26 protein-coding genes are annotated in these 25,254 nt (G+C 43.7%); 3 read left to right on the top strand and 23 right to left on the bottom strand.

What is annotated here, in order from left to right:
- Positions 1 to 116: 116 nt before the first annotated feature.
- The 5 genes from ACIRUQ_RS03800 to ACIRUQ_RS03780 all read right to left on the bottom strand — a co-directional run bounded on the left by ACIRUQ_RS03800 (position 117) and on the right by ACIRUQ_RS03780 (position 4,566).
- A complete protein-coding gene (locus ACIRUQ_RS03800; protein ID WP_055289004.1) occupies positions 117 to 1,562 on the bottom strand; it encodes a metallophosphoesterase in 1,446 nt (481 codons plus the stop codon).
- 81 nt (positions 1,563 to 1,643) lie between these two features.
- The gene (locus tag ACIRUQ_RS03795; RefSeq protein WP_055290736.1) at positions 1,644 to 2,729 is read right to left on the bottom strand and encodes a transposase; all 1,086 of its coding nucleotides are present in this window, start codon (positions 2,727 to 2,729) and stop codon (positions 1,644 to 1,646) included.
- A gap of 203 nt (positions 2,730 to 2,932) precedes the next feature.
- The gene (locus tag ACIRUQ_RS03790) at positions 2,933 to 3,553 is read right to left on the bottom strand and encodes a hypothetical protein (RefSeq protein ID WP_055289770.1); all 621 of its coding nucleotides are present in this window, start codon (positions 3,551 to 3,553) and stop codon (positions 2,933 to 2,935) included.
- Between the two features lie 33 nt (positions 3,554 to 3,586).
- Positions 3,587 to 4,417, bottom strand: coding sequence for an alpha/beta hydrolase (locus ACIRUQ_RS03785; protein WP_055289768.1), 831 nt, complete (start codon positions 4,415 to 4,417; stop codon positions 3,587 to 3,589).
- Positions 4,418 to 4,428: 11 nt separating this feature from the next.
- Complete coding sequence (locus ACIRUQ_RS03780) at positions 4,429 to 4,566, bottom strand: hypothetical protein (RefSeq protein WP_156330956.1); 138 nt, start codon at positions 4,564 to 4,566, stop codon at positions 4,429 to 4,431.
- Between the two features lie 141 nt (positions 4,567 to 4,707).
- Here ACIRUQ_RS03780 and ACIRUQ_RS03775 point away from each other — a divergent pair, with 141 nt between their 5' ends.
- The 3 genes from ACIRUQ_RS03775 to ACIRUQ_RS03765 all read left to right on the top strand — a co-directional run bounded on the left by ACIRUQ_RS03775 (position 4,708) and on the right by ACIRUQ_RS03765 (position 7,328).
- On the top strand, positions 4,708 to 5,553 hold the full coding sequence (locus ACIRUQ_RS03775) for an AraC family transcriptional regulator (protein ID WP_055289766.1): 846 nt from the start codon (positions 4,708 to 4,710) through the stop codon (positions 5,551 to 5,553).
- 227 nt (positions 5,554 to 5,780) lie between these two features.
- Positions 5,781 to 6,731, top strand: a complete 951-nt coding sequence (gene bioB, locus ACIRUQ_RS03770) for a biotin synthase BioB (RefSeq protein ID WP_055289778.1) — start codon at positions 5,781 to 5,783, stop codon at positions 6,729 to 6,731.
- 30 nt (positions 6,732 to 6,761) lie between these two features.
- Positions 6,762 to 7,328, top strand: a complete 567-nt coding sequence (locus ACIRUQ_RS03765) for a biotin transporter BioY (RefSeq protein ID WP_021737883.1) — start codon at positions 6,762 to 6,764, stop codon at positions 7,326 to 7,328.
- Between the two features lie 122 nt (positions 7,329 to 7,450).
- Here ACIRUQ_RS03765 and rny read toward each other — a convergent pair whose 3' ends face one another.
- The 18 genes from rny to rnhA form a co-directional block, all read right to left on the bottom strand.
- Positions 7,451 to 8,953, bottom strand: coding sequence for a ribonuclease Y (gene rny, locus ACIRUQ_RS03760; RefSeq protein WP_404856547.1), 1,503 nt, complete (start codon positions 8,951 to 8,953; stop codon positions 7,451 to 7,453).
- A gap of 195 nt (positions 8,954 to 9,148) precedes the next feature.
- Positions 9,149 to 9,745, bottom strand: coding sequence for a regulatory protein RecX (locus ACIRUQ_RS03755; protein WP_055289764.1), 597 nt, complete (start codon positions 9,743 to 9,745; stop codon positions 9,149 to 9,151).
- On the bottom strand, positions 9,745 to 10,842 hold the full coding sequence (recA, locus tag ACIRUQ_RS03750) for a recombinase RecA (protein ID WP_021737886.1): 1,098 nt from the start codon (positions 10,840 to 10,842) through the stop codon (positions 9,745 to 9,747). Before recA ends, ACIRUQ_RS03755 begins: the two co-directional genes overlap by 1 nt.
- Positions 10,843 to 11,085: 243 nt before the next feature.
- Entirely contained in the window at positions 11,086 to 11,397 is a 312-nt protein-coding gene (gene trxA / locus ACIRUQ_RS03745) for a thioredoxin (RefSeq protein WP_055289762.1), read from the bottom strand.
- An 82-nt stretch (positions 11,398 to 11,479) separates the two neighbouring features.
- The gene (locus ACIRUQ_RS03740) at positions 11,480 to 13,069 is read right to left on the bottom strand and encodes a peptide chain release factor 3 (RefSeq protein ID WP_055289757.1); all 1,590 of its coding nucleotides are present in this window, start codon (positions 13,067 to 13,069) and stop codon (positions 11,480 to 11,482) included.
- Between the two features lie 231 nt (positions 13,070 to 13,300).
- Positions 13,301 to 14,452, bottom strand: a complete 1,152-nt coding sequence (locus ACIRUQ_RS03735) for a phosphopentomutase (RefSeq protein ID WP_055289755.1) — start codon at positions 14,450 to 14,452, stop codon at positions 13,301 to 13,303.
- A 167-nt stretch (positions 14,453 to 14,619) separates the two neighbouring features.
- Entirely contained in the window at positions 14,620 to 15,324 is a 705-nt protein-coding gene (locus ACIRUQ_RS03730) for a SpoIIIAH-like family protein (protein ID WP_055289753.1), read from the bottom strand.
- On the bottom strand, positions 15,321 to 16,046 hold the full coding sequence (locus ACIRUQ_RS03725; protein WP_156330955.1) for a stage III sporulation protein AG: 726 nt from the start codon (positions 16,044 to 16,046) through the stop codon (positions 15,321 to 15,323). Before ACIRUQ_RS03725 ends, ACIRUQ_RS03730 begins: the two co-directional genes overlap by 4 nt.
- On the bottom strand, positions 15,944 to 16,483 hold the full coding sequence (locus tag ACIRUQ_RS03720; RefSeq protein ID WP_082432718.1) for a stage III sporulation protein AF: 540 nt from the start codon (positions 16,481 to 16,483) through the stop codon (positions 15,944 to 15,946). The genes ACIRUQ_RS03725 and ACIRUQ_RS03720 overlap by 103 nt, the downstream gene beginning before the upstream one ends.
- Positions 16,441 to 17,643, bottom strand: a complete 1,203-nt coding sequence (locus ACIRUQ_RS03715; protein ID WP_055289747.1) for a stage III sporulation protein AE — start codon at positions 17,641 to 17,643, stop codon at positions 16,441 to 16,443. The genes ACIRUQ_RS03720 and ACIRUQ_RS03715 overlap by 43 nt, the downstream gene beginning before the upstream one ends.
- Positions 17,644 to 17,762: 119 nt before the next feature.
- Complete coding sequence (locus ACIRUQ_RS03710) at positions 17,763 to 18,158, bottom strand: SpoIIIAC/SpoIIIAD family protein (RefSeq protein ID WP_021737895.1); 396 nt, start codon at positions 18,156 to 18,158, stop codon at positions 17,763 to 17,765.
- Between the two features lie 37 nt (positions 18,159 to 18,195).
- Positions 18,196 to 18,390, bottom strand: coding sequence for a stage III sporulation protein AC (gene spoIIIAC / locus ACIRUQ_RS03705; RefSeq protein WP_021737896.1), 195 nt, complete (start codon positions 18,388 to 18,390; stop codon positions 18,196 to 18,198).
- Positions 18,391 to 18,411: 21 nt separating this feature from the next.
- On the bottom strand, positions 18,412 to 18,930 hold the full coding sequence (locus ACIRUQ_RS03700; RefSeq protein WP_055289744.1) for a stage III sporulation protein AB: 519 nt from the start codon (positions 18,928 to 18,930) through the stop codon (positions 18,412 to 18,414).
- A gap of 157 nt (positions 18,931 to 19,087) precedes the next feature.
- Positions 19,088 to 20,080, bottom strand: coding sequence for a stage III sporulation protein AA (gene spoIIIAA / locus ACIRUQ_RS03695; RefSeq protein WP_022035818.1), 993 nt, complete (start codon positions 20,078 to 20,080; stop codon positions 19,088 to 19,090).
- 220 nt (positions 20,081 to 20,300) lie between these two features.
- A complete protein-coding gene (rpsU, locus tag ACIRUQ_RS03690) occupies positions 20,301 to 20,477 on the bottom strand; it encodes a 30S ribosomal protein S21 (protein ID WP_021737899.1) in 177 nt (58 codons plus the stop codon).
- Positions 20,478 to 20,684: 207 nt separating this feature from the next.
- On the bottom strand, positions 20,685 to 23,306 hold the full coding sequence (gene alaS / locus ACIRUQ_RS03685) for an alanine--tRNA ligase (protein ID WP_055289774.1): 2,622 nt from the start codon (positions 23,304 to 23,306) through the stop codon (positions 20,685 to 20,687).
- A 163-nt stretch (positions 23,307 to 23,469) separates the two neighbouring features.
- Positions 23,470 to 24,765 carry a chloride channel protein gene (locus ACIRUQ_RS03680; RefSeq protein WP_207642769.1) on the bottom strand — a complete coding sequence of 432 codons (1,296 nt, stop codon included), beginning with the start codon at positions 24,763 to 24,765 and terminating at the stop codon, positions 23,470 to 23,472.
- Positions 24,766 to 24,773: 8 nt separating this feature from the next.
- Positions 24,774 to 25,250, bottom strand: a complete 477-nt coding sequence (gene rnhA / locus ACIRUQ_RS03675) for a ribonuclease HI (protein ID WP_021737902.1) — start codon at positions 25,248 to 25,250, stop codon at positions 24,774 to 24,776.
- Positions 25,251 to 25,254 lie beyond the last annotated feature (4 nt).

Here is a 25,254-nt window from a genome sequence, read left to right as displayed (position 1 = left end):
CCCACAATATCTCAACTTAATTTTTTATGAGCATTTGCTTTCTGATTTCTAAACACCTTATACTTTTCATAAATGAGATACCTTTCCTTTAATATCTACTACATCTCAGATTCCAATCATTTAAACATTTTTTCAAATTCATCTATTATCATTCCGTTCGCAATGAATGCTTCATTTTCCCATTGACTATTCCATTCTCTTAAAATATTTGAATCAAACAATCTTTGTAATTGCTTAATTGTATACGAGTATGAATAAACGCTATTTCTCAACTGTATATGTTTTACTTCTGGTGATTCATTTATATTTTCAACAGATATAAGCATGTCTTTTGTAGTTAATTCCTGTTTTTGTTTCTCTAATAATAATCGTTTTTGTTTCTCTGGTAATCCACCATTTATATGCTCAAGCAAAGAGAAATAATTTTTAAATGTTTGTACCTGCCCCCACGTTTGAGAATAATAAAAGGTTATTTTCCCGTCCAACGGATTAACCATAATGTGATGATAATAATCTACATCTATTATACAACCATGGATTTTCCCTTCAATTCCCCAAGTATTTACACCCATTTTAGAAATCTCTTTTATTTCTCTCGCTATTTTTTCCTGAAGTGTTCTATATGGAGCTAATATTCTTATATACATAACTAATACATTTTGAAAACATGCATATAAATCATTTAGATTTTTTATTTTATTAATATTTTTAACTTTTCCCCCAACACATATTTTAGTATTTCTTTCAGATATTATAAAGAATCCATAATAACCACAATATTTCATCATATACAATTTTGCATTTATCAGATTTTTATTTAAAACAGTAACACCTTGAATTGGTTCACCTGAAAACATACAAAAATCACAATATTTTTCTATCGTTATCTCATAATAACCATCTTGGTATTGCATAAATGGATTTTTACAAAATCCCAATCTTGCTCTCTTTAAGCAGAAATTTACTGATTTATAGCCAATTTGATTATCAGCATAAATATATTCTTTCGAATTTATTGATAAATAATTTCTATGAGTATGTCCCGAAAAATATACACAGGAAGAATCTCTCTCCTCTGTTCCAAGCCAATCTTCAACCGGATAATGAGTCAAAACCAATAATCTTTTCTTTTCTAGTTTTGCTCTATCCAACGCCTCTAAATATTTATTTTTAAAAATCTGAGATTCTTGAATCTCTAAACTATGAGTATTATATTTTCGCCCTTCTAGCATCATATTTTTTGGTCCTATCAACGTAGTCGCATTATATTGATCATTATACTGTGCAAAACCAACACCACCAATAATATTAAATCCGAAATAATTTACACATTCATTACACAAAACAGTAATTCCTAGGGGTTCTAATCGTTTTTTATATTCTGCATATGCAATTTGTGCCGTGTCAAACTGACTCAGTTCATGATTTCCCAAAACGAAAAAAATACTCTTTTTTTCTTTCACCAACTGATATTTATGATATACACTATTATATTCAAAAAACTCTTGCCTTCTTGATACATATTGTTTTATTTCATTTTGAATTTGCTTCATTTGTTCCATTACTTTGAATGTATATGCTGGCAAATCTTTTCTCTTTAACAATAATTCTATAAATGAGCAAATTTGAAAAATTGCACAAAACTACACTGCGAATTTCATAAATGAATCAAAATCATTGCTTTCCTTTGCGCATTGAAAAAGATAACGATACTTTTCCAGCTGAATGGTATCACAGATTTCGTGATATCCAGTTTCAAACGAACAGAACCTACCAGTACCCACTGCACACATGAAATGTGCCAGTGACATAAGTAGCCAGTACCTTTTGATTCCCTGTGCAGAGCGTATCTGATAGCTGTCCAGTGCCAGTTTATCCTTACACTGGCGGAAAAATACTTCAATCGGCCATCGACACACATACCAGGAAAGAATCTCCTGTGTAGACAGGGCTGCGTTTGTACTGATGAAAGCACGCAATGCTTTGGGATTACCAAATGCTTTTTCCGGATAACTCAAAAGAACTACCGCATTTTCTATGCCGTTGAGGTTTCCCTCGTACCGGTACACATAATAGTTTCGTTTTTTGACTGTCACAAGGTCAAATTCACGATGTGTAACAGACAATTCGGCGGCCAGTTCACGAAGTTTCTTTTTCATTCCCGATGGATACAGCAAACGGTTTGTTTTCAAAGCACCGATGGTATGGAACCCTCTCTGTGCAAAGGTATTGATTATCTTTTCAGAAACATACCAGCAGTCGCAAAGAAAATAGGACATTACCGGTGGAACAGGCAGCTCCTTTGCAATGCTTTGTACAATGTCAATCTTGGAAATTGACTTATTGTACATTACAAAAGCATAGTTCAGAACAATGCCATTGCAGGAAAGCATAACAGCAACTGCCTGATGCCCGTAATCCGGTTTTCCCTTTAAATGGGATTGGTGAAAATACGCATCTTCAATCGGATGTAAAGCCTGTGACGAAGGCTTTGTCTTTGAAGCAATCGTATCGTCCACAATACAGAGAACAGGTTTTCCGGTGCGTGCTGCTTCTGAATAAATAATCTCAATGACAGAGCATTTTAACGTATCTGAAAGTAAGGAATCATCCCATTTTCCGGAATTGAGGAAATGGGCAATCGTAGTTCTGTGGCAGGAACTGTTTTTAGCAAAGTCCGTGGTTTTTCCATGATATCCTGAAATGAAAATACTGATTAGGATACTCATAAGATGGTTTATTACTCGGTTCGAATAAAATTTGCATAAGTTTAATTTTTTAAACTGGTTGTATATGAATGAGGAATGATGTATAGTATTTGCGAGAGACACCTTCTTTCGTAAATGTTGCAAATGTTTGTTTTGGCACTTTCATTATACAACACATGGAATCGAGGTGTCTTTCTTTTATGCAAAATCACGAACTTGCTCATTTATAGCAATAATTCTTGTATAGTATAAATATCTTTTTCTTTATACGAATTAAAAAATCTTTTCTTAGATTTTTTTTCAATCTTTCTTATTTTCTTTAAGCATTTATTATATTTGATGTTCAGCTCATCAAGATATCTATTATATTCAGTTTCAATTTCTTTCTCATTTTTTGCTGGAACAAATAATCTCTCATGCTTCTTAAATTGTGTCAAATATAAATATCTAAGAATAAGTCGCTCAAAAAATAATTCAACATCATCTATTGATTCAGATATATCACCTCCAAACCATAATATATCCCGATTATATTCCAATCGCCATCGCCACTCAAATTCTTCTACACTCTTATCCATATTAATTAAAAAAGGAATATCCAATTGGTTAAGATTATTTTTAAACATCTTTTTTATTATTATGTCAATTTTTTTCTTTTTGCTTTTTAAACCTATATTCGGACAAATTCCATGCTGTGGCAAATGTATATCCGTTATATAATATACCCCAACATTTGCATTGTCGTCTTTGCCTCCACTATATCCTTTTTGCTCTAATTCATATTTATTCATGACATACAGCATTGACTCTTCTTTTTTTGAATTTGACATTAATTCTTTCTGCATATCGATTATCTCCCTGTTATTCGAACCACAATTTTACGTGTAGACAAATATTTTCTTCAGCCAGGTCTGTGCCAGACCGATCCAGCTCTGACATTCCTTTTGCACACCGATTCCGTTGGCACGACAGGTTTCTTCATTTGCAAGAGAAAGTCCGTGTCCTCCCACCGGGTAAATATGTAATTCTGCGGAAACACCCTGCTGCAGACAGGCTTGGAAAAAATAAAGTGAATTTTCCACCGGTACCGTTTCATCCGTTGCTGTATGCCATAAAAACGTTGGTGGTGTATCTGGTGTCACCTGATTTTCCAAAGAAAGTTCTTCCTTTTTCTCTTCATACTGTTCTCCCAGCAAATTACGGAAAGACTCTTCATGTGCTTTTTCTCCGGAAGTAATCACCGGATAGCATAATAACAAACCGGCCACACGAAGCCGTTCCGGATCATTCTCCACCCCCATGAGTTTTGTCAAAAACGGACGGTTCCAGGCGATGCCATAATTGGCAGCCAGATGTCCTCCTGCAGAACATCCCTGTAATACAATTTTCTCCGGATCAATATGGTATTCTTCTGCATGATTTTTCAGATATAATACACTTTCTGCTACCTGCTGCAATGCCACCGGATAACGTGCCGGACTGACACTGTAACGCAAAATGGCAACATGATAACCCATGGCAAGAAACTGCATGGCCATCGGTTCTGCCTCCCGGTCGGAAGTCATTTCGTAGCCGCCGCCCGGGCACATCAGAATAACCGGGCGTTTTTCATTTGGACGCATCTCAATGGAGCTGTCCAGAAAATAAGTGTATAAATTACCGACAGCTTCCATGCCGCGGGCTATAATTTCAATTTTTTTGTGTATCATGTAAAAACCTCCTAAAATAAAACTGCACGGATATTACTCGGATACTTTCCCCCGATATCATACATGGCAAGCATCCGGCAAGTGTACGCTGCTGCAACGATCACCAACGCCACCAGGATGGCATACACTTGTTTGTATTTTCGTTTCACGGCCTCCCCTCCCTCATACTTCTGTGCTTCTGAAATGTTTTTTGTTATTTATAGCGTAGCATATACAACTTTTTTTCTCAAGGCAGAAATTTGCCGTGTTTTCGCTTTTATGATATTATCAAAATAATTCAGGAGGTTCCTATGATATCTTACGAAACACACATTCTGCCAAATTCCGATTACTACGTATATACCCCAAGTACACTGGCAAAAAAACTGTTTTTCTACCCCATCTGTATCGGGTCTTTTCGTTATGATGGCGGCTATCGTCTGGCACGAGATTCTTACGACAGTTTTCTGATGATGTACATTTTAAAAGGAACATGTTTTGTAACAGTTGGCAGCCATACAATGCAGGCGATGGCAGGTCAACTTATTCTGCTGGATTGCTATGCGCCACATGCCTATGGTACAGATTCCGGTTTCGAAGCTCTCTGGATACATTTTGACGGTCCGATGGCGCGTATCTTTTACGAAACAATTGTGTCCGAAAAAGGATCTTTGCTCTATCCGGCCCACCCGGATGCCATCCACAGATCCCTCTATGATATCTACGATACTTTTCGCAGCCGTGCACCAATTGCAGAAGACCAGATTTCCGGCACGATCACAAATATTCTGACTGATTTGTTATCCTCAGAAAAAACGCAACAAGTTTCCGGCCAAACGCAGATTGGTATCTCTGAAGCCATTTCACACATCAACAAATATTTTTACAAGCCCATTACGCTCCAGGAGCTCGCAGACATTGCCGCATTGAGTCCATACTATTTTTCCCGGATATTTGCCAGAGAAACCGGCATGACTCCTCATAAGTATCTCATCAGCACCCGCATGGCAAATGCAAAATTTTTGCTGAAAACAAGTCAGATGTCTGTAAAAGAAATTGCAATTCGCTCCGGGTTTTCTGATGAAAGTGGCTTTTGTACTGCTTTTAAGAAACAGGAAGGAATGACACCAAAAGAATATCGTTCTTCCAATTGTTAATCCATTTTTCTATTATTTTTTCAAATGTCAACCTAAAATTATTTTATAGGTTGACATTTCGTTTTTTTGTGCTTATACTTACCTCCAGAAACGCATCCCTCAGGGAGATCAAGCTTTCAAGTCAAACACATGCGAAATTCAATGCATAACTTGACCAATGTTACAGTTGAACTGCGTTCAAATGTAACACCTATATATCATATTGAAATGGAGAATTGATTATGAATATGACAGAACTTGCAAAAGATATCATCAATGGAAAACGCCTGACCCGTGATGAGGATCTGTCGTTTTTTGAAACTGCAGATCTGACAGAACTGGCTGCCGGCGCAAATGAAATCCGACAGGCATTATGTGGAAATTCTGTGGATTTATGCACGATCATCAACGGACGTGCCGGAAAATGCTCGGAAAACTGTAAATTTTGTGCACAGTCCTCTTTCCACCATACTTCCTGTGAAACGTATGGCATGCTGGACACGGATGTCGTTCTTGCAGACTGCCGTGCCAGAGAAGCTGCCGGCGTGCATGCTTACTCCATCGTCACTGCCGGAAGAACGGTAGAAGGCGATGATCTGGAAAAACTGATCCACACCTATGAGGAATTACACAAAAACAGTAAGCTGCGTCTGTGTGCTTCCCATGGATTACTGGCACCGGAAGCATTTTTCCGTCTGAAAGATGCCGGAGTTACCATGTATCATGCTAATATCGAGACATCCCGCCGCAACTTTCCAAATATCTGTACCACTCATACATATGATGACAAAATCCGTGAGATCAAACTGGCTCAGAACGCAGGTCTTTCTGTCTGTTCCGGTGGCATTATCGGTATGGGCGAAACGTTTGCTGACCGGCTGGATATGGCAGTATCTTTGTCAGAGCTTGGCATTGTATCTATCCCGATCAATGCACTGATCCCAGTTTCAGGAACTCCGTTTGCTGAGCTTCCGCCACTGACAGAGGATGAGATCATCCGTACAGTTGCCATGTTCCGCTACCTGAATCCGGATGCATATATCCGTATGGCAGCAGGACGCAGTTATTTCAAAGACGGTGGTCGTCGATTGTTTGAAGCAGGCGTCAATGCCACTATCACAGGTGACATGCTTACTACAGTCGGAAATAATACCAGACAGGATCAGGAAATGCTTACTGATATGGGCTTCGAGATATAAAATCAATACTTAGAAAATGGAGAATGACTTATGAACAACACAGCAACAAAAACAAATTCAAAATTTACGATTCAACAGATTGCCATGATTGCAGTTATGACCGCTGTAACTTGTGTATTGGCACCGCTTTCCGTTCCGATTGGTCCGGTGCCGATTTCGCTTACCAACCTTGTGATTTATTTTTCCCTGTTCATTCTGGGAACTAAAAAAGGAACGATCAGCTATCTGATCTATCTTCTGATCGGTCTGGTTGGAATCCCGGTATTTTCCGGCTTTACCAGCGGTCCCGGAAAACTCTTTGGTCCAACCGGTGGTTATCTGATCGGTTTTATCCCGCTGGCACTGATCGCAGGTTACTTTATCAATCATTTTCATAACAAAAAAGCTCTCAGCTTCCTTGGCATGATCCTCGGAACTGCTGTATGCTATGCACTTGGAACCACATGGCTCGCCATTCAGGCGCACATGGGTTTTCAGGCAGCACTTATGGCTGGTGTTGTTCCTTTCCTGCCAGGTGATTTTATCAAAATGATTCTCGCTCTGCTGATTGCACCGCAGATCCGCAAACAGTTAGATGCTGCCGGACTTGCACGTTAACTTTTTTTGACTTATACCTCTTTTTATATCCACGCAAAAAGACCTGTAAATCTTCTTTCGAAGACTTACAGGTCTTTACATTCATTTTCATCATACGAACTGTTGACTATGGTCTATGATACTTATTTTGCGTAATCTGTAACACGGCTTTCACGGATAACATTTACCTTGATCTGACCCGGATATTCCAATTCAGCTTCAATCTGTTTTGAAACATCTCTGGCCAAAAGTACCATATCTGCATCACTGATCTGCTCAGGTACAACCATAATACGAACTTCTCTGCCCGCCTGAACTGCAAAAGATTTGTCTACTCCCTTGAAACTGTTTGTAATATCTTCCAGTTTCTTTAATCTGTTTGAATATGTTTCCAGTGTCTCTCTACGTGCACCCGGTCTTGCTGCTGAAATCGTATCAGCGGCCTGCACCAGACATGCAATCAAGCTTTCCGGCTCAACATCGCCATGATGTGCTTCTACAGCATTGATCACGGTTGCAGATTCTTTGAACTTTCTGCAAAGTTCAACACCTAACTGGATGTGGGAACCTTCCATCTCATGGTCAACCGATTTACCGATATCATGCAGAAGTCCTGCACGTTTCGCAATTCTGACATCCACACCGATTTCTGCTGCAAGCAGTCCACTTAACTGTGCCACTTCGATGGAATGCTTTAATGCATTCTGACCATAACTGGTACGGAATTTCATACGTCCAAGAAGACGTACCAGTTCCGGATGAATACCATGTACACCTACTTCAAGTGTAGCGGCCTCACCTTCCTCACGGATCATATTTTCTACTTCTTTCTGTGCTTTTTCTACCATCTCTTCGATTCTGGCCGGATGGATACGTCCATCCACGATCAGTTTTTCAAGAGCGATACGTGCCACTTCACGACGGATTGGATCGAAACCGGACAGGATAACTGCTTCCGGTGTGTCATCAATGATCAGATCAACACCTGTCATCGTCTCAAGCGTACGGATGTTACGTCCCTCACGTCCGATGATACGTCCTTTCATCTCGTCATTTGGAAGCTGCACAACAGAAATTGTAGTTTCGGCAACATGATCGGCTGCGCATTTCTGAATTGCGTTTACAACGTATTCTTTTGCTTTCTTTCCAGCCTCTTCTTTTGCCTGATGCTCCATTTCCTTGATCAACTTTGCAGTGTCCAGTTTTACATCTTCTTCAACTGTTTTCAAGAGATATTCTTTTGCCTGTTCAGAGGTGAGTCCTGAAATTCGCTCCAGTTCCTGTATGCGTTCTTCATTCAGCTTGGCAACTTCTGCTTTCTGTCGCTTGATCTCTTCCTCTTTTGCTGCAAAACTCTGTTCACGACGTTCGATGGCTTCCAGTTTTTTGTCCAGGTTGAACTCTTTCTGTTCCACACGACGCTCGTTTCGCTGAATCTCAGATCTGCGGTCTTTGATTTCTTTGTCAAGTTCGTTCTTTGTCTTGATGGACTCTTCCTTGACCTCCAGCAAAGCCTCGCGCTTCTTTGTCTCAGCAGCTTTCACAGCTTCATCGATGATTGCTCTCGCACGATCTTCTGCACTTCCGATTTTCTCATCAGAGACTTTCTTGAAATGTGCATTGGATGCTACGTAAGTAAGCAAAATCGCAACTACAGCAGTTATTACCACCGCGATGATAATATGCACCACAGGAGCACCTCCTTATTTAGTTTTCATTGTACATATAACAATTTATATCTGGTATTATGTCATAAATTACAACTATTAAATTTTATACTTTTTTGTGCGTTCTGTCAAGCAAATAATACCTACCATCCAGTCAAACTGTGAACTATTCCCTCACAATTTCATTCTGCGCCGTATCGCATCTGAACGAAATCCTCTCCGCATCAGATACTGGTAAATCTTCTGTTTTTCCTTCTGATCCATCGTATCAGCATCATACTGTTTCTTTTCCAGCAGACGATCGATCAGACGGTCTTCTTCCCCTGTATATTCGTCTTCCAGTGCCTGCTCGATCAGATCAGAGGGCACCCCACGCTCATACAGTTTCATTTTTATCTGCAGGCGGCTTTTCTCGGACTGATGATACCGGATATAAGTACATGCATAACGGTAATCATCCACATAATGAAAAGACTTCACATAATCCATGGCACACTCCACGATTTCTTCCGGATAACCGTTCTCCTGCAGTTTCCGGCGCAGCTGACACTCCGTGCGCTCCATGCGTTGCAAAATGTACATAGCCCGTCGTTTTGCCCGTTTTTCCAGGATTTCGCTGCATATTTCATTCCATTCCTGCTCCGTCAGTGTCCCGCCTTCTGTCAGACGGTACTTCGCTGCTTCTTTTTCATAGAGAGGAAAGGAAAGCCCTCCTTCTGCACGAATGATCAGCTTTCCTTTTTTTCCCTGTATAATTTCTTCTATCTGCATTATTCTGCATCCATCGGAACAATATCATCCGCTCCCGACGGTTCTGTCACAGCATGCTCTTCTGTCTCTGCTGTCTCTCCGTCCAGATGATAGTATGCCCGTACCTTTGCCTCAATCTCCTGACAGATTTCCGGATTTTCTTTCAGGAATTTCTTTGCATTTTCCCGGCCCTGTCCGATTTTCTCGCCGTTGTATGCATACCATGCACCGGATTTGTTTACCACGTTTGTATTGGCCGCCAGATCCAGGATATCACCCTCTCTGGAAATGCCCTGTCCGAACACAATATCAAACTCTGCCTCTTTGAATGGCGGCGCAATCTTATTCTTTACTACTTTGATACGGGTATGGTTTCCAAGGATCTCTCCTGCCTGTTTCAATGCTTCCACACGACGTACATCCAGACGGATGGAAGAATAGAATTTCAATGCACGGCCGCCGGTGGTTACCTCCGGATTTCCAAACATCACACCAACTTTCTCTCGCAGCTGGTTGATAAAGATAACGATACAGTTGGATTTGCTGATCACAGCGGTCAGTTTACGCAGTGCCTGTGACATCAAACGTGCCTGCAGACCCACATGGGAATCTCCCATATCACCCTCAATCTCTGCCTTTGGAACCAGTGCTGCTACGGAATCGACGATGACGATATCTACCGCGCCGGAACGAACCATTGTCTCTGTGATCTCCAGTGCCTGCTCACCGTTATCCGGCTGTGAAATATACAGGTTATCAATATCTACCCCGATATTTTTTGCATAAGCCGGATCCAGTGCATGCTCTGCATCAATAAATCCTGCGATTCCGCCACGCTTCTGCACTTCCGCTACCATATGCAGGGCTACCGTTGTCTTACCGCTGGACTCCGGGCCGTATACCTCAATGATACGTCCTCTCGGCACACCACCGAGTCCCAGTGCGATATCCAGACTCAGACATCCGGTAGGAACCGTCTCCACGTTCATATGTACACTTGGATCTCCCAGTTTCATAACAGATCCTTTTCCGTACTGCTTCTCAATATGTGCGATCGCATCATCCAGCGCTTTTAATTTTGCTTCTTTCTGCGCTTCCATCTTATCATTTTTTGCCATGCTTTACTCCTTATCTGAACAGACAGCCTCTGCTGCTGTATGTGAACATTTGTTCGTTGTCTGTTCCTATCATATTATAAATACCTTCAAAAGTCAATCCCGATTATAACATTCTCACCGGCTTCTGTCATATAGAAAAAAGTGCCTCATTTTCTCCGGCTATTCTTATATGTTGTACAAAAAAATTGCTGTCCGGTACCACATCCGACAGCAATTTTTTTGTATTTTTATCTTTTCTGCACCCTATGCAAGTGCTTTCTGCAGTTCCTCCTCGCTTTGTAAACCTACCGCACGGTAAGTTACCTCGCCATTTTTGATTACCAGGATCGTCGGGATGCTGGCAACTGCAAACTCACGTGCCAGTTCCATCTGCTCGTCCACATTTACTTTACCAAATACAGCGGTATCTGCATGTTTCTCTGCAAAAGCATGAAAGATCGGTGCCTGCATCTGGCACGGTCCGCACCAGGTTGCCCAGAAATCCAGCATCACCGGTTTTTCACTGTTTAATACTTTCTCATCAAAATTTTCAACTGTAACTTCCAGAATTTCCATTTTATTTTCCTCCGTAAACAAAGCAATTTTTCTATATACAAAATCTCATAATTACCGCGTCTGTATTTTTCCGAAAATAAGATTAATTCGTACCAAACTCAGACAGCACCAGGCCTTCGTTTCGATCCAATGTCATGCCAACACTCCATGCATTGACAAAGAGCAGCAGCGGATTGCCCTTCAGATCTTTGATCTTCTTCATATCAGAAGTACCACTCAGATGATCCAGATCAATATCTTTATTCTCAATCCAGCGGATGTGCTCATATGGCAGATTTTCCAGACGGATTTCTACATTGTACTCATTTTCCAGACGGAATTTCAGGACATCGAACTGCAGGACACCTACCACACCCACAATAATCTCTTCCATACCGGTATTGTACTCCTGGAAAATCTGAATCGCACCTTCCTGCGCAATCTGGGAAATACCTTTGACGAACTGTTTTCGTTTCATGGTATCCAGCTGACGTACTCTTGCAAAATGCTCCGGTGCGAAAGTCGGGATTCCTTCAAACGCAAATTTTTCCTTTGCGGTGGTCAGGGTATCTCCAATAGAGAAAATACCCGGATCAAATACACCGATAATATCGCCGGCATACGCTTCCTCCACAATCTTACGCTCCTGTGCCATCAGCTGCTGCGGCTGGGAAAGTTTCAACTGCTTATTCCCCTGTACATGGAAAACTTCCATGCCCGCCTTGAACTGTCCGGAACAGATACGCATGAATGCGATTCTGTCTCGGTGTGCCTTGTTCATATTTGCCTGGATTTTAAACACAAATGCACTGAAATCCTCAGAGAACGGATCGATTTCACCTTTATCTGAGACTCTCGGCAGCGGAGATGTAGTCATCTGAAGAAAATGCTGCAGGAACGTCTCCACACCAAAGTTTGTCAAAGCAGAACCGAAAAATACCGGTGACAGCTGTCCTTTTGATACCAGATCCATGTCAAACTCTGCACTTGCTCCGTCTAACAGTTCGATTTCCTCTTCCAGCTGTTCTTTATAGTCTTCCCCGATTTCAGCCAGTAATTCCTCTGAATCCAGGGCAAATTCTTTTTCTTCACCTTCTTTGGTTCCCTTCATGGTATCTGAGAATGTCATGACCTTTTTCGTATTGCGGTCATACACACCCTTGAAATTCTTACCGGAACCGATGGGCCAGTTGATGGGACAGGTTGCAATTCCCAGTTCTTTTTCGATCTCGTCCAGCAGATCAAACGGATCATTCGAATCCCGGTCCATCTTATTGATAAAAGTAAATATCGGAATGTGGCGCATAACACATACTTTAAACAACTTACGTGTCTGTGCCTCCACACCTTTGGAACCATCAATGACCATGACCGCAGAGTCTGCTGCCATTAAAGTACGATAGGTGTCCTCTGAGAAATCCTGATGTCCCGGAGTATCCAAAATATTGATACAGAATCCATCGTATTCAAACTGCAATACAGATGAAGTGACAGAAATACCTCTCTGCTTCTCAATCTCCATCCAGTCAGAAACCGCATGTCGTGCCGTTGCTTTTCCCTTTACGGAACCTGCAAGATTGATCGCACCTCCGTATAACAGAAATTTCTCTGTCAATGTTGTTTTTCCGGCATCCGGATGAGAAATAATCGCGAATGTCCTTCTTTTTTCTATTTCTTTGTGTAAATCAGCCATTAAGCCCTCCAACTTCTATTTTTCCCGTGAGCCACTATTCTGCCTGATCTGTGCCGCCTGATCTGCTCTGTCATGGCCTGTGACTCTGAATCTTTCTACTCAATCTTATCTATTGTAATAAAGGGAAAAACATCTGTCAAGAGAGAACCGTCACACAACGGTTCCGCACACCGTTCCTGAAACCAGAGCGGAAAACAGCCCAAACGATCTGTCTGCCTCTGTACCTGGCTCTTACAGCATACTTTTTCCTGCAATCCCGCCGGACCGTCCAAAGTAATCCAGGACCGTTGCTCCGATATCCGAAAAGCTGTCTCTGGTTCCAAGATTTTTACCCTGTGCCAGATTTTTTCCATACATCACAAACGGCGTATATTCCCTGGAATGATCCGTGGACGGAGTGCCCGGATCACAGCCGTGGTCTGCTGTGATCATCAGAACATCTTCAGGCTCCATGGCAGACAGGATCCGTGGCAGCTGCCGGTCAAAATAAGTCAGTGCCTTTGCATATCCCGCCACATCATTTCTGTGTCCATACAACATATCAAAATCTACCAGATTTACAAAGCACAGTCCGTTGAATTCACGCTCCATATACTCCAATGTCTTCTCAATACCATCCGCATTGTCCTGTGTCCGGACAAATTCTGTAATACCCTTTCCTGCAAAAATATCGTTGATCTTACCGACACCGATCACATCATATTCCGCTTCTTTCAACACATCCAGCATCGTATCCTGTGGCGGCTCCAGGGAAAAATCATGGCGTCTGGATGTCCGTGTATAGTGACCGGATGTACCAACAAACGGCCGCGCAATGACTCTGCCAACCCCCAGATCCCCCTGCAGCATCCTCCGGGCAATCTCGCAATCCCGATACAGTTCTTCCACCGGAACCACATCCTCATGTGCTGCAATCTGAAATACCGAATCCGCAGACGTATAAACGATCAATGCACCACTTTGCATATGCTCGTCACCGTAGTCCTGAATGACCTGCGTGCCGGAATACGGCCGGTTACACAATACCTTACGGCCTACAGCCTTTGAAAATGCCTCCAGAAATTCCTGCGGAAAACCATTTGGAAAGGTGGGCATCGGTTTCTTTGAGATCAGTCCTGCGATCTCCCAGTGTCCGGTAGTCGTATCCTTTCCGGCAGACTGCTCCGTCATACGTGCAACGATGCCTTCCGGCTTCGCACACGGCGTTTTCGCCGTCACCCCGTCAATATTAAATAATCCAAGCTTTGCCATATTCGGCATGGAAAACTCCGGGCTTTTTGCCACGGTTCCAAGGGTATTGCTGCCCTCATCCCCATAATTTGCTGCATCCGGCATCTCACCGATTCCAAAACTGTCCAGAACGATCAAAAATATACGTTTCATCTGCTGTTCCCCCTTGTCTTCGTTTTATTTTTCCTGAAAAAGCATTTGGCTTCCGCAGATTGTAAAGCGGACATTCGCAATCCGCATTTCTGCTTACAGTATAACACACTCCCCTTTTTTATGTTCATCAAATAATCTCATTTAACGCTTTTTTACAGAACTATTAGTTACTGGCTCAAGGGTGTGATCACGATATTTTCCGCAGAAATTCCGGTTTTACGCTTCACGATATCCTCCACCTGTGCCCGCTTTGCATCGGTGACATCGCCCATATTGAGTACAACGTCTGCCTCATTGTCCGTAATACTTACCACGACATCGGAAAATCCTTTTGCTTCCAGCAAAATCTCTGCCGCATTTTCTTTTTCCGCAACATCTGTCATCTGGATCATAGAATCAATGGCATCCTGTTTCTGTGCCTCCGCAATGGATGTATTATTGATGATTTCCATCAGTGTCTCCTTATTCTTAGAGCGCACCTGCTCCCGGTTTAATTTCACCTCCGATGCAAACGCCAGACTCTGTGCCTGGGCTGACGTCTGCACCGTTTCTCCCGGATTCTGTATTTCCTCTGCATTTCCCCCATCGGCCTCTGTCTGGGTCTCAGATCCGGCCCCTGAGTTTTCTGTATCCTGCCCGGAGCGTTCCTCTGCCTGCGCATCCGCTGCACTGGCAGCCTGGGTATTGTCCTCCGTATCCGTAAATATTTCTCCAATCTGCTCGCCATCTGAAATATCATTGGTTTCTCCTGCTGTCTGGATTGCGTCATTTTCTGCTACATTTGCCCTTGTGTAACTGATATAACCTGCCACAGCGATCATCAAAGCCAGTGCGGTAATAATAATCTGATTTTTGCGAAATATCTTCTTCAATTGGAATCTCCTTTCGTTTTCATTTTAACTATCTTTATTTTATGTGCATCCAGTCCGAATAATGCCTCCACCGACTCAGAAATATTTTTTCTCACTTCGGAATCATCTCCGCCTTCCGCCACGATCAGAACACCATCAATTTTGGGCAGGATCGCACGGTTTACAAATGGGGTTTCATCTCCGTCAGACCGGGCATAAACCGTCGTTTCACTGTTCTCACAGCTGCCGGATCCGCCATTGACCGGATCCGTTTCCCCTTCCTTCTGCTCTCCCTCCTGCGTATCCTCCCGCATCGTCACATCTTTTTCCACTATGGATTCTCCCTGATCCCGGAACGTGATCATCACCTGCACATCACCAACCCCTCGCATCCTCTGTAATATTGTCTCCAGGCGCTGTTCCAGTGCCGCCCCATATGTTTCATAATCTGAAACGCCCTGCGCCGTTACTGTACTCTCACTATTCTGTGTATTCTTCTCCACATTCGTCGTTGTACTGTTTTTCCTGCCGGCAGGCATCGCAATGATCAGAAGCAGAACACCCGCCAGAAACAAAATGAGCCACTGATCCTTTTTCACATATTTCCACTTTTTCTCCCGCAGAAAACCATTCCAATCCATCAGCTGCCATACACCTCCACCTGCTGTTCTCCGATTCCACAGGCTTCTGCCGTCTGCCTGCGCATCTCCTGCTGCATCGTTTTCCCGGAAACCGCCGTCCACACGGTCACCTGTGCAACGGCACCGGTATCTTGCGTCAACGTCACTTCCACTTTCTGCACCGGCACACCGCAGGAATTTCCCAGTTCTGTTACCATCTGCTCCACCACTTCCTTTACCTGTCGCTCATAATATGTTTTCTGCTGCCGTTCCATATTCGAAAAATCAAGCTGCCTGCTCTGCAGGATATCTTCCCGGACAAATTCCCGCTCCATCCTCTGTTCTACATTTTTCTGTCCCAACACGGAAAATAATGGATTTAAAATTGTCACTACAAACACCATCCCTGCAAAAAAACGCACATATTTCCGATAAGCATTCGCCGGCAATACCTGCAGCAAAAGCGTCAGAAATATCCCAAGAAATATCATTCGTTTTACCCATTCCAGCATCTCTGTCATATGATCGCCGTCACCACCACCGCTATCGTTATCATACATAATAAAATTCCGGTTCCAAGCGCACGAAACAAAAGTAATGCCCCATCCCCCACACAATCAATACAGCCACAGATCCGTTTATCGGAAAACGGCTCCGAAAGTGCCCCTGCCACTTTATAGAAAACAGAAAACACCAGCATTTTCAGTAATGGCCCTAGCGCCAGGCACACAAGCACGATCATTGCAGCCGTTCCTATTCCGTTTCGGATCACCACCGCCGATCCAAAGAAAATATTTCCCACCGCCTGTGCTGTATTTCCAAGTCCCGGCAGCATGCTGATGGTCTGTGTCACCGACATTTTTTTCAGATTATCCACAGAAGGGGCAATCATCCGTTCGATCACATTCATTCCCGTCACCCCTGCCAGCAGCAGACGCATTACCCAGATAAGTCCCCGTTTCAGCAGGACTGTCATTCTGGAAATCAGTTTTTCCTCCGTCATACAGTTCAACATCTGAAGCACCACATAGACATGGATCGCCGGTATTACAATATACAGAAGTACCCGGTCAATCAGATAAATCACGATCAGAGACAGCTGATAAAATCCTACCGCAGTTACCTTCTGACTGCAAAATACCATCGTCATGCAAAATGCGGGCAACAATGCTTCCATAAAATCAATCACCTGTCCCAGTACATCTTCCAGAATTCCATGAATGAGCAGATAGGACCGGAGCAACAACCCCATCAGCAGTAAAAAATATAGATAAAACCCTGTTTTTGAAATCTGGCTGTTCTCAAACACATGGATAAAATTCTGCAAAAACGAACAGGCCGCCGTCAGAAGCAGTATTTGTACAAACAGCTGTTTTCCTTCGGCTACATCCCCAAATGCACGATCAAAAACCTGCCGCACCAGCGTCCGCTTATCCGTATACTCTCCGTCCTGCATCAGCTGCCTGACCAGTTCCCGAAAGGTCAGATCCTGTGTATCTGTATTCTGCTCCAACACCTTCTGAATGTCTGACAAAGGCAGATCCGACAGCAGTTCTTCCTGCTGACTGGCCTCTGTCTGCGCAATATTCTGGGCCGCCCGTACCTGTTTTGGAACACCAAACCACACAACGAACACGCTCAAAAGCAAAAATATCATGCACCATCTGTATCTGTTTTTGTGATTCCATATACGCTGTGCCGTGCTTTCCTTCGCATACAATGCCTGTCCCTCCTGTCTCACGCAAATCCCAGCATCTCTGCAAGTCTACATTCTGTTTCGGTCGGTGCAAAACCATTGTCCACCGGCCAATGTGCGCCCCGCCGGAGGCTGCATCCGATTTACTTCCAGGTACTCAGCAGTCCTTCGATTGTTTCCAGCAATGTCAGAAGCACCGGTACACTGACCGCCATGATTGAAAACTTTGCAAACATCTCGATCTGGCTTCCAATTGCTGAAAATCCCGCATCCTTGCAGATTCCGGACGCAAACTCTGCCACATAGGTAATGCCCATCAGTTTCACCAGAATTTTCAGCATAGCAACATCTATTCCGGTATACTGTTCTATTTTCCGGATGGTCTCCATCACAACCTGTAAACGGTTCATGCTAAAGACAAGGATCAGAACCACTGCGGACAGACTCAGATACAGTGCATATTCACTTTTCTGCTGTTTTACCATCAATGCCAATGCCACCGCGCCGATTCCAATCATTGCGATCTGAATGATTCCCATGATCTTCCACCTCTATTTGTTGTCTGTTTTCGGTTTTTCATAAGGAAAACAGATGTTTTATTTTGTCAAACAAATCGTATATATAAGGCACGATCCAGAACAATACTATGATCAGACCTGCAAGACTGACCAAAAATGCATGCTCCTCCCTTCCGCTGTGTTTCAAAACCTGTCCGATCACAGTCACCAGTATCCCCACCGCTGCTATTTTAAACAATAAATTGACATCCATCGCTATCCTCCCCGTAAATGACTAAACCAGAATCAGAATCACAAAAATCCCGGCTGCCACCCCCAGACAGCGGTACATATGTTTCTTTTCCTCCAGTTCCTTCTGCCTTAATCTCAGCAGACGCTGCAGCCGTTCCCGACATCCCTGCAAATGCTCCTCCTGCTGTCTCTGGTCCAGAAATCCAAGATGTTTTCCTATACGACATACCTCTTCCAGCTCCTCTCCGGTCAAAAACAGTTCCTTTCCTCCTTTCCGGAATGCCTGCTCCCAGATTTCCGAAAATGACGTTCCTGTACCATCTTTCATCTGTTCTATCATCTGCCGTAACACAAAAGCTATTTCCGGCCTTATTTTTTTCTGAATCTGCTGCAAAGCTTCCTGTATCGGCAGCCGTTCATAGCGGATTTCTGCTGACAGCAGTTCTGTCAGTTCAATCAATGCCTCCAGATACTCCTTATGTAAACTGCCTGTCCGGAGCAGTTCCCGCACAAAGCCGATACACGCCGCCAGCACACACATACTCCCCGCTGCTTTCAACATCCTATCCCTGTTCTCCTGTTTCTTTTTAACATCGCATTGAATTCCAGTAAGCTCTGACATCTGAGTAAAGTGGACATTCACAGTCGCTTTGCGACCTGTCATTGGATGCATTTAACTCCCACTGACATAAGCATCCCCTTACCTACCGCTTAGTACTCTACGCACTTGAAGCAGGAGGAATGCTTATCCCGCGTTCATCATATACGGTATACCTGCGTTCTCCGTTCTCTTTTGAAATGACTACATAGTTTCTGAATAACTTCACCTGTCCGCACTTGTCCCACCCTGGCTTTTGAAACAGTTCTTCCAGGCTTCCTGCATGTACCGTTGCCAGCAGATGACAACCACAGCGCATGGCATATTCCATTGCTGCAAAATCTTCTCTGCCGCCAATCTCATCCACTGCAAGGATTTCAGGCGCCATACTGCGTATTAACAGCATCATCCCTTCCACTTTCGGGCACCCATCCAGCACATCTGTCCGGATGCCCAGATCATTTTGTGGAATTCCATGAAGGCAACCGGCAATCTCTGACCGTTCATCCACCAGCCCGATTCTTTTTCCCGGATGCGCTTCGTCTCCATTGGAAAACAGCCGGATCAGATCACGAAGCAAGGTGGTTTTTCCATTTCCGGGTGCGGACAGTAACAGTGTATTTTCCGGTTCCTGTTCCCGCCACAACTGCTTATAAAGCAATGCTCCACACGCCTTTCGCTCTCTGGCAATACGAATGTTCAGATACAGGATCGGATAGATTCTGTTTATCCTGCCATTCAGCTGCATGACCTGTCCACACACACCGATCCGATGTCCTCCTTCCACTGTCAGAAATCCCTGCCGGATCTCTTCCTCATAGGCATAGAGCGAATACCGAGACATCAGGGTACTCATCTGCCTTAAATCTTCTTCCGATACGGACAGACATTGCCTGTCCGTCTGCCTGACCAGTGCGCCATTGTTCAGGAAGTATGCCCCATCAGCGGTAACCAGTTCCAATGGCTGATTTACACGCACCCGGATTTCCTCCAGTTTCTGTGACAATCGTTGAAATACCTCTGCCTGTTCCATGACTTTTCTGATATGCACCGGAAACAATTTCAAAATCTGTTCCACTTTATCACTCCATTCAGCAGCCTGTTTCACTGCCATAGTCTAATATATGCCATTGCTATTTTGTTAGAACTTTTGTCTGCACGCACAAAGCAAAAAACTCCGGGAAAAGTATCCCGCAGTTTAAGATTCCCTGCGATGATATTTTTCCCAGAGTTTGTAAATCGGACATAAGCATTCAATACAAGAATGCCCTCGACATTCTAAAAACACGACAAAAGGACACTTCCACAGAAGTGTCCTTTCAATTAACTTCGAACTAGTTGTATTTACGTTTTCTAGCTGCTTCAGATTTCTTTTTACGTTTTACGCTTGGTTTCTCGTAATGCTCTCTCTTACGAATCTCCTGCTGGATACCAGCTTTCGCACAGTTTCTCTTAAATCTGCGTAAAGCGCTATCTAAAGTCTCGTTCTCTTTTACGATTACATTTGACATAGTCTCACACCTAACCTCCCTCCAGTTGCGTATTGTGCATATTCAACTGATTGGGTAATATTCTTACTGCACTGCTTGACAATTATAATCATTTTTTGTAGATATGTCAATAGTTTTTTCAAACTTTTTGCATATTTTTTTATGATGTCTGGGTCAACAGATGCCATACGAATTGTTCCGTACTTCGTACTCCCGCAATTCTTATTATTATTTGATCTGTCCCGCCAGTGCTTCTTTCGCTGCTGCGATCGCATCCGGGATTCCTGCCGGGTTCTTACCGCCGGCCTGAGCCATATTCGGACGTCCGCCGCCGCCACCGCCAACTTTTGCTGCGATTGCTTTGATCAGGTTACCTGCATGTGCACCCTGCTTCATAGCTCCTTCTGTTGCCATAGCGATCAGACTTACTTTGCCTTCGTTTGCAGATGCCAGTACAACAACACCCTCGCCGAGTTTCTCTTTCAGCTGATCACCCAGGTCACGCAGTCCGTTCATATCTACATCTTCCAGAGCGGTTGCCAGAAGTTTTACTCCGTTGACTTCTTCTACACGATCCATGACATCGCCAAGTGCATCCTGTGCAGCTTTGCTCTTTAAGGATTCGTTCTCGCTGTGGAGTTCTTTTACTTCTGCCTGCAGATGTGTGATTTTTTCTGTCAGACCTGCTGCATTTGTTTTCAATAATGCTGCTGCCTCGTTGATGATCTCCTCTAATTTATCATAGTAAGCATATAATGCATCGGAAGTCAGAGCCTCAATACGTCTTACGCCTGCTGCGATACCGGACTCAGATACGATCTTAAATGCGGAAATCTCGCTGGTATTTGCAACATGAGTACCGCCACAGAGCTCTGTGGAGAAATCACCCATTTTTACCACACGGACGGAATCACCGTATTTTTCACCAAACAGTGCCATCGCACCTGTTTTCTTTGCTTCTTCCAGACTCATGATACTTGTCTCTACCGGAAGTGCCTCTGCGATCTTTTCATTTACGATAGTCTCAACCTGTTTTAACTCTTCCTCTGTCATAGCAGAAAAATGGGAGAAGTCAAAACGTAGACGGTCCGGATTTACATCAGAACCTTTCTGCTCTACATGAGAACCAAGTACGTTACGCAATGCTTTCTGCAGTAAATGTGTTGCACTGTGGTTCTTTGCGATCAGAGAACGTCTCTTTGCATCTACTTCCAGCATAACCGTATCACCGACTTTGATCATACCTTTTGTCACACGGCCGATATGTCCGACTTTACCGCCGAGCATTTTTACCGTATCTTCTACACGGAACTCACCCTCTGCAGTGCGGATATAACCGGTATCAGCGGTCTGTCCACCCATAGTTGCATAGAATGGAGTCTCATTCACAAAAACAGTACCTGCCTCACCATCTGTCAGTGCTTCTACGATCTCTGTCTCGCTGGTCAGAACAGTTACTTCCGAATCATGGCAGAAACGGTCATATCCGACAAATGTAGTTGTAACGGACGGATCGATCGCATCATAAACCGTTGCATCTGCACCCATATAGTTTGTTACTTTTCGTGCGTTACGTGCTTTGGTACGCTGCTCTTCCATCGCTGCCTCAAAACCTGCCTGGTCAATCGTAAATCCTTTTTCTTCCAGAATTTCTTCGGTCAGATCTACCGGAAATCCATATGTGTCGTACAAACGGAATGCATCTTCTCCGGAAAGAACTTTCTTTCCTTCTTTTTCCATCTCTGCCTGCATATCAGCCAGAATTGCAAGTCCCTGATCGATTGTCTTATTGAATTTTTCCTCTTCCTGTGTCAGTACACGGAAAATGAATTCTTTTTTCTCTTCCAGTTCCGGATAACCGTCTTTGCTCTCGTTGATGACAGTTTTGCTCAGTTCCGCAAGGAACAGTCCGTCGATACCAAGCATTTTACCATGTCTTGCCGCACGACGGATCAGACGACGAAGTACATAGCCTCTGCCCTCATTGGTCGGCATGATACCATCCGATACCATGAATGTAGCGGAACGGATATGATCTGTGATCAGACGGATGGATACGTCATCCAGTGCATCTGTCTGGTAAGTTTTATGAGACATCTCACATACTTTGTCACGGATTGCTTTCATAGTATCGATATCAAATACGGAATCTACGTCCTGCATAACAACAGCCAGACGTTCCAATCCCATACCGGTATCAATGTTTTTATTTTCCAGTTCTTCGTAATTTCCTTTTCCATCACCGTTAAACTGTGTAAATACGTTGTTCCATACTTCCATAAAACGGTCACAGTCACAGCCTACTTTACAATCCGGGCTGCCACAGCCGTATTTCTCTCCACGGTCATAGTAAATCTCAGAACATGGACCACAAGGACCCGCACCATGCTCCCAGAAGTTATCACACTCACCATTCTCATCACGATAGAAACGTGTAATTCTCTCTGCCGGTACACCGACCTCTTTTGTCCAGATTTCAAATGCTTCCTCATCCTCACCGTAAATAGACGGATACAGACGCTCCGGATCCAATTCCAGCACTTTGGTCAGGAACTCCCAGGACCAGGCAATTGCCTCATGTTTGAAATAATCACCAAAAGAAAAGTTTCCCAGCATCTCAAAGAAGGTCAGATGACGTGCTGTCTTTCCTACATTCTCAATATCACCGGTACGGATACATTTCTGACATGTGGAAACTCTGCGCTTCGGTGGAATCTCTGCTCCTGTAAAATAAGGTTTTAACGGTGCCATTCCTGCATTGATCAGCAATAAACTGTTGTCATTATGCGGGATCAGCGAAAAACTTTTCATTACAAGATGATCTTTGCTTTTAAAAAAGTCAAGATACATTCTTCGTAATTCATTTACACCATACTTTTTCACTCTCGTGTTCCTCCATCTATATGTTATTATGAATATCAAATTCACTCTTGCGATCGCTGAAAACACAACGATTACACACTCTTACAATAATAGCATAGCATTTCTTCCTTGTAAAGCAATGCATCCCTGCCTATCCTTTATTTGGAAGAAATTTTTTCTGTTTTTTCATCTGTATCATATTAGACACAAAGCTTTTTTTCTCCGGATCTGACCGAAGTGCCACCGGAACCGGCACACAGCCACCTACCGTGGATGCCAGCAGCATCCAGCCGATATCTTTGACCGGGAAAAAGACAAGAGACAATGCAAGCGCCCCTAACGGCTGCTGCAAAACCGTGCCAAGCAATGCTCCTGTCACCAGCACCACGCTGACGATCTCATTGATATGCAGAATTGCCGCAAATCCATATCCGATGCTCAATCCACTGAAAATCATCGGGAAGAAATGTCCGCCACGCCATCCGGATTCAATGCAGACATTGGTCAAGAATAATTTTACCACACCGATCAGGATCAACAGATAAGGTGTATATTTCAAATATTCATACTGCATAGCCTGAATATTATTTCCACCGGAAAACATGGTCATCGGTAATGCAGAACCGATCAGTCCCAACACCAGTCCACCAAGCACGGCATTGAATACTGCCAGATTTTTTTCTCTCAGTTTTCCGAAAAACCAACTGCTGGCCTTCTGAAAGATCAGATACAGATAGCCGGCTGCAATTCCGACAATCACCAGCAAAATAACTGCCACTTTGTCTCGCAGGATCAGTACACCACCATGCAGGTGAGGTACCGCCAGGCATCTGCCAAAACAGAAATTCAGCAGTTCATATACTGCCAGTCCGGTCAGTCCGGCCGTAATACCTGATGCAATCTGCTCTTTCCGTTTCCAGCTGATTTTCCCTTTGTCGTACACAATCTGATCCGGCGGAAGAAACAGCCCAGCTGCCATCACCCGGAACAATTCTTTCTTCCTGATATATGGATTTCCAGCGATCAGCGTCTCCATCTTCCAGCGTGCCAGCCCAAACTGATCCATTGCCCAGCAGCAAAGACCAAGTAAAAGACTGACCAGGCCGGATTCTGGTCCGACAGCTCCGCCAAAAAACAGAGATAAAAATGATGCTGAAACAATCATCGGAAGTTTCCGGTAAGGATATGTACCCGTGTCTTTTACCCGCTTAACAGAATCTGCCATCCGCTCCGGATATGGGCCATATACTCGGTGGAACAATCCGATGAGTACACCGCCTCCCAGGCACATGAGAACCGTATAATATTTCGAATCTATATAAACCGGAACCATTTCCCAGATGACCGTAATCCCTACATTTGCCACTTTCAGATATAACCACACGATCCCGGCAATCACAGCACCTGTCAATGATGTAAAATACAAAAACAGAGTTCTGTTACTCATTTGTTCTTTCATTCTGTAATCTCATCCTCCAGCAGATTACTTCCATCCGCTGCTGTGGTTGCCAGCCGGTCACAGCGTTCATTCTCCGGATGACCGTCATGTCCTTTCACCCAGTGAAAGTTCACCTGATGCGGTTCCATCGCTGCCAGAAGTCTGGTCCACAGATCTTTATTTTTCACCGGCGATTTATCTGATTTTTTCCAGCCGCGCTTCAGCCATCCCTGGATCCAATGCTGATTGAACGCATCCGTCAGATATTTGGAATCCGAATATAATTCCACCTGACACGGTTTTACCAGCGCCTCCAGTCCGACGATCGCCGCCATCAGCTCCATCCGGTTATTTGTTGTTTTGCGGTATCCGGCACTCAGTTCCTTTTCATGCAGCCTGCCCGCCGCATCGACAAACTGCAGCACGGCACCGTATCCTCCGGGTCCGTCCGGATTTCCCCGTGCGGCACCATCGGTATATAATGTTACTTTCATACCT

Origin of the sequence: Eubacterium ramulus (genome assembly GCF_045002895.1) — a bacterium.
In the GTDB taxonomy this organism is placed as follows: domain Bacteria; phylum Bacillota; class Clostridia; order Lachnospirales; family Lachnospiraceae; genus Eubacterium_I; species Eubacterium_I ramulus.
This window is presented reverse-complemented; position numbering and strand designations above follow the sequence as displayed.